Raw genomic sequence first — 4,896 nt, 5'->3', positions numbered from 1 at the left:
GCTGGCGACGTCGGGCCTCGACCAGCTTCGCGAACTGCACCGGCCGTGGATTGACGCCGTCACCGTGACCTGCGCGCAGTGCGGGCGCGCGGTTCAGCGCATCCCCGAGGTCGGCGACTGCTGGCTCGACGCAGGCATCGTGGCATTCTCCACGTTGGGCTATCTGGACGACGATACGTCGTACTGGCGGAAGTGGTTCCCCGCCGATTTCGTGACCGAGATGCACGAGCAGATTCGGCTGTGGTTCTACTCCATGATGTTTATGAGCGTGACCCTTGAGGGCCGGGCGCCGTACCGCGAGGTGCTCGTGTCCGAACGAGTCCACGATGAACGGGGGCGCCCGATGCACAAGAGCCACGGCAATGCGATCTGGTTCGACGACGCGGTGGAGCGCATGGGCGCGGACGTCATGCGCTGGACCTACGCTGGCGCCAACCTCCAGACCAATCTCAACTTCGGCTACGGCAAGGGCGAAGAGGTCCTGCGCAAGCTGGCAACGCTGTGGAACGTGTACGCGTTCTTCGCGACGTATGCACGGGTGGACGGATGGCGGCCGGGCGGCTTGCCGGCGGGTGACAGGAGGACATTGCCGACGGCTCACCTCGACCGCTGGATACTGGCGCGCTTGCACTCGCTTGTGAGGGAAGTGACCACTCGCCTTGAGCGGCGCGACGCGGCACATGTGACGGCTGCAGTGGAAGCCTTTCTGGACGACCTCTCGAACTGGTACGTCCGCCTCAGCCGGCGCCGGTTCTGGAAGAGCGAAGCCGATGAGGACAAGCAATCGGCGTATGCGACGCTCTACGAGGTGCTGGTGACTCTCGCAAAGCTGCTCGCCCCGGTGCTCCCGTTCACCGCCGAGCGCCTCTATCACGACCTGGTGCGAGCGGCGTTTCCGGATGCGCCCGAGAGCGTCCACTTGTGCGACTGGCCCGCAGCGGAACCGGCGCTGATAGACGAGGCGCTGCTGGCGGAGATGGAAACGGTGATGAAGGTGGTGCGCCTGGGCCGCGCCGCGCGTAGCGCCGCAGGTATCAAGGTGCGTCAGCCCTTGGCCGCGCTCAGCGTGAAGCTGGCAAATGAGGACGAGCGCCGCGCGGCAGCGCAGAACGAGCAGCTCATATTGGGTGAGCTCAATGTGAAAGCGCTGCTGCTCGTGGAGGATGCCTCGGCTCTGGTGCAGCGCGCGGTCAAGCCGAACCTGCCCGCGCTTGGGCCCAAGTACGGCAAACTGCTGCCCGAGATCCACGACGCCCTGCGCGCCGCCGACCAGAACGAACTCGGCCGGCGCGCCGACGCGGGAGAGAGCATACAGCTTGCAGTCGGGGCCGAGATGATTACGCTGAGCCCCGATGAAATCTTGGTTGAGACAAATGCCGCCGCGAATCTCTCCTGCGTCGAGGATGCCGGCACGGTTGTGGCGGTGGACACCACGCTCGACGACGCTCTGGTGCAGGAGGGGCTGGTGCGCGACCTCGTCCGCCGCGTGCAGAATCTGCGCAAGGAATGCGGCTTCCAGGTGGATGACCACATCGTCATCACCTACCACGCCTCCGCCCGCCTCGCGGACGCCATCGCCGCTCATGAGGCCTACATCCGGCAGGAGACGCTGGCGACCGCTCTCGTTCCGGCGGCGCAGTGCGAGGGGATGACGGCGATGACGCTCGCAGGCGAGGAACTGGCGCTCACGCTCGGCAAGTCGTGAGGCATCAGCGGCGCGTTTTCTTGCCCTGGCGAATCCGCAGCGTGGCGATCTGCCACGGCCGGGCGTGGAAAGCGACCGTCGATGCCGCGACCGACACCGCGCCCGGCAGCGCCGCGCCGGTGAGATCCTCGAGCTGAGCCGAGCGGGGCTCGAACGGCAGCGCGACCTTGACCTTTGCGCGGGCAGGGGCCATCTGCACTACGCGCACGACCAGATCCCCACTGTCGCAGAGCAAAGCGCTCAACCGCGCGCTCTGCGGTGAGATGCTGAGCCACTCGACATCTCGCTCCAGCGCATCGGCGGGCGCCCATTGCTGACGAAGCGGGTGCCGTACGCGCTCCGCCAGGCCGACCAGATCAGCCTCTTGCCAGTCGCCTTCGCCGAGGATGAGCCGGTGGTGGAACTCCTGACGTCCCGCCAAGTCGTGCGCGTCCACATAGGACTCCCAGATGCGCTCGAAGCGCGGAAACCGACGCGCCAGGAAGTGCAGGAGCCGACGCGGCTTGCCGGCGGCGCGGAAGAACTTGTCGCCGTCCTCTGCGAGGAAGGCGACGAGGCCGCGATCATCCTGCGCCGAAACCCACGTGCGCGCCCAGAACATGCCCGGGATCACACGCTCGAACCCGACGTACGGACACGCGTAGAGGTCGCGTGGTTCAACGCCGAAGGGGATGTCCGCCGTCAGCTTCGCCCGATGCGCGAGCGGAATGCTGAGCGCGAGCAAGCTCTGGCATGGCTCAGCCGGCGGCGCGAATTCGGTGGTGCACCGGACGCCGCGCTCGCCCCGGATCAGGTCAATGTGCTGGCGCACCCAGAAGCCCGCGGTCGTCCCGGTTCGCGTGACGCGCCAGCGCAGCGGCCCTTGCTCGTCCAGGCGCACGTCCTCGACGGCGAAGCCTTCGGGATCATCCGGTATGCCGGTGCCGACATACCAGTCGTCGCTGGTCATGGCGTAATGCACGGGCTCGAAGAAGGCCGCGTCGCCCGCGGCACGCCGCACGACTCTGTGCGCGACGTCCTCGATGCGCACGAGGTGACCGTCGCGAAACGAGACCGCAACGACGCCGTTCGTCAAGCGCAGCGTCTTCTTCGCGACCGGTGTGAACTCGGGCAACTCGGGCGGCGCATCGTCGTACTCGACCTTCAGCGCTGCATAGCCGCATGGGGGAGCCTCTACTTCGGCAAGCAGGCCGTACTCGCCCGTTGGGTGCGGGCCGACGTAGAACGGTTGCGTCGGTAGTCCGCGTCCCCGCGCATCGAAGAGGCGCGCCTTGCCGCGGGCGAGGTCGGTATTGACGATCCACAGGGGCAACACTTCACGGCGGCGCGTCGGCAGCGTGTTGATGACGGCGAGGCCGCCGGCGTCGGCCGGCAGGCAGCCGTCAACGAGCGCGGATGCGGCGCGATCAATGATCTGCGCGCACGTGTCAATCGCCTGGCGCAGTGACAGCTCCGCCGCGCGCCAGTCGTCGCGGAAGAGGAACTGAACGGCATGAGGCGTGTTATCGAGCAGGCGCTCCCAGGCCGCCAGCAGGTCTTCGTCCGGGTAGGCGGCGCCCCTCGCGAGTTTGGCCAGTGCGCCGAGGATCTCCGCGTCAACGAGCGAGCGGTCCGCCTGCTCGCGCAACCACCAGATGCCGCTCCGCCCGTTCCACGCCGCGTTGTAGCAGACGTCGGCGGGGTCGAGCACGCCCTCCACGGTTCGCAGTCGGCTGCGCTCCGCATCGAGGGCGGTGAATAGCTCGTCGGGATTGCTGAAGCGCATCGCGCTCGACTCGCGCTCGTTCCAGATGCGGATCAGCTCGGCGTAGTTGCACTTCTGATCCCGGCTGTAGTTCCACCGGTCCGGCCGCGAGTCGTCCGAGCCGACCGAGAGAGGGAGATGGCTCACCGGATCCTGCGGCGCCGGCCCGAAGTAAACCTCGCAAAGACGCGCGACAACGCGGTCCCAGTCCGTGTCCCACGTATCGCCGCGCCGCTCCTCGGGCATCCACAGTCCGCCGTACTGCGCGCGCCACACCAATACGGTGTCACCCGATAGCCCTTTCCAGACGAACGCGCGCGGTATGTTCTGTCGATCGAGGCCCGCCTCGGGGCGCCACGCGAAGTAGTTCCCGATGCCGGCCAGTCGCAGGATCTGCGGCACCTGACTGTGCCCGATGGCGACATCCATGTTGGCGTAAACGTTGAAGTTCGCCTCCGGCGCGAGTTCCCGCCAGCGGCGCATGCCGATCTGCAAGTTGCGAATGAACGTCTCGTCGCCGACGTGGGTGCTGCGGACGTTCCCGTAGTGCCCGCTGCAAACAGCGAGGCGTCCGTTGGCGACGTGCTGGCGCAACCGCGCCGCGTTGTACGGGCGCAGGCGAATGTAGGGCTTGATCCATTCGGTCCAGGTGTCGACGTAATAGCGGAACGTCGGATCGGCATCGAGCAGATCGAGCACCTCGTCCATCGCGCGTGCGTAGCGATCCACATGCCAGGCCCGGCTGTGGATCCACGCGACATCGGCATGTGTGTAGGGGATGACGTGAATCGTGCGACCGGCGAGCGCACTGCGGTGCGAATCCAGCGATGCCACGATGAGTCCTCCGAGCGCTGAAGCCGAGCTGCGGCTGGCGCACGCTCCCTGTTTCTGCACTGGGGTGGTTGGACTCCTCGTGCCGTCTGTGGCGCGCACGGGAAAGAGGCCGTCGAGCGGCGACCCGCGGACTCGAGCCGACGCTGCCGCTGCCGGCCTTGACGACGCCGTCGGCTCGTGCGAGAATCGGACGCGACTGCGCAACGCCGCGCCGACACCCGCCGCGGGTGCGGAGAGGGACGCCGGCGCCGCCCGGCGCTGATTCGAAGGGAAGGCCGCACATGAATCTGGCAATCGTCGGTTTCGCCCATGGACACGTGGACATGTACGCGCAACAGATCAAGGGCATGAGCGATGCGCGCGTGGCCTGGGGGTGGGATCACGACGCCGCGCGCGGCGCCGCGCGATGCGAGGCGCACGGATGCGAGTTCGTCGCGGACCTCGAGCAACTCCTCGCGCGCGATGACCTGAGCGGAGTCATCATCGGCACCGAGACCGCCTACCACGCGGACTACGTCGAGGCGGCCGCACGCGCGGGCAAGGACATCCTGCTCCAGAAGCCGATGGGGCTGACGCTGGAGGACTGCGATCGCATCCTGCGCGCGGTGGAGTC

The 4,896-nt window shown here is 67.4% G+C and carries 3 protein-coding genes; 2 read left to right on the top strand and 1 reads right to left on the bottom strand.

The window, feature by feature from the left end; genetic code table 11:
* On the top strand, positions 1–1,705 hold a 1,705-nt coding region (locus tag JSV65_19855), incomplete at its 5' end, for a class I tRNA ligase family protein (protein ID UCH34740.1).
* Positions 1,706–1,709: 4 nt separating this feature from the next.
* On the opposite strand, the gene JSV65_19850 is transcribed toward JSV65_19855, so the two are convergent.
* The gene (locus tag JSV65_19850; GenBank protein ID UCH34739.1) at positions 1,710–4,283 is read right to left on the bottom strand and encodes a hypothetical protein; all 2,574 of its coding nucleotides are present in this window, start codon (positions 4,281–4,283) and stop codon (positions 1,710–1,712) included.
* Positions 4,284–4,564: 281 nt separating this feature from the next.
* Here JSV65_19850 and JSV65_19845 point away from each other — a divergent pair.
* Positions 4,565–4,896 (top strand): Gfo/Idh/MocA family oxidoreductase (locus JSV65_19845; GenBank protein UCH34738.1); only part of this gene is annotated, 332 nt, incomplete at its 3' end.

The sequence above is a fragment of the Armatimonadota bacterium genome (assembly GCA_020354555.1).
GTDB lineage: Bacteria > Armatimonadota > Hebobacteria.
The sequence above is the reverse complement of the archived record's forward strand: the minus strand, read 5'-3'. Positions and strand labels throughout refer to the sequence as shown.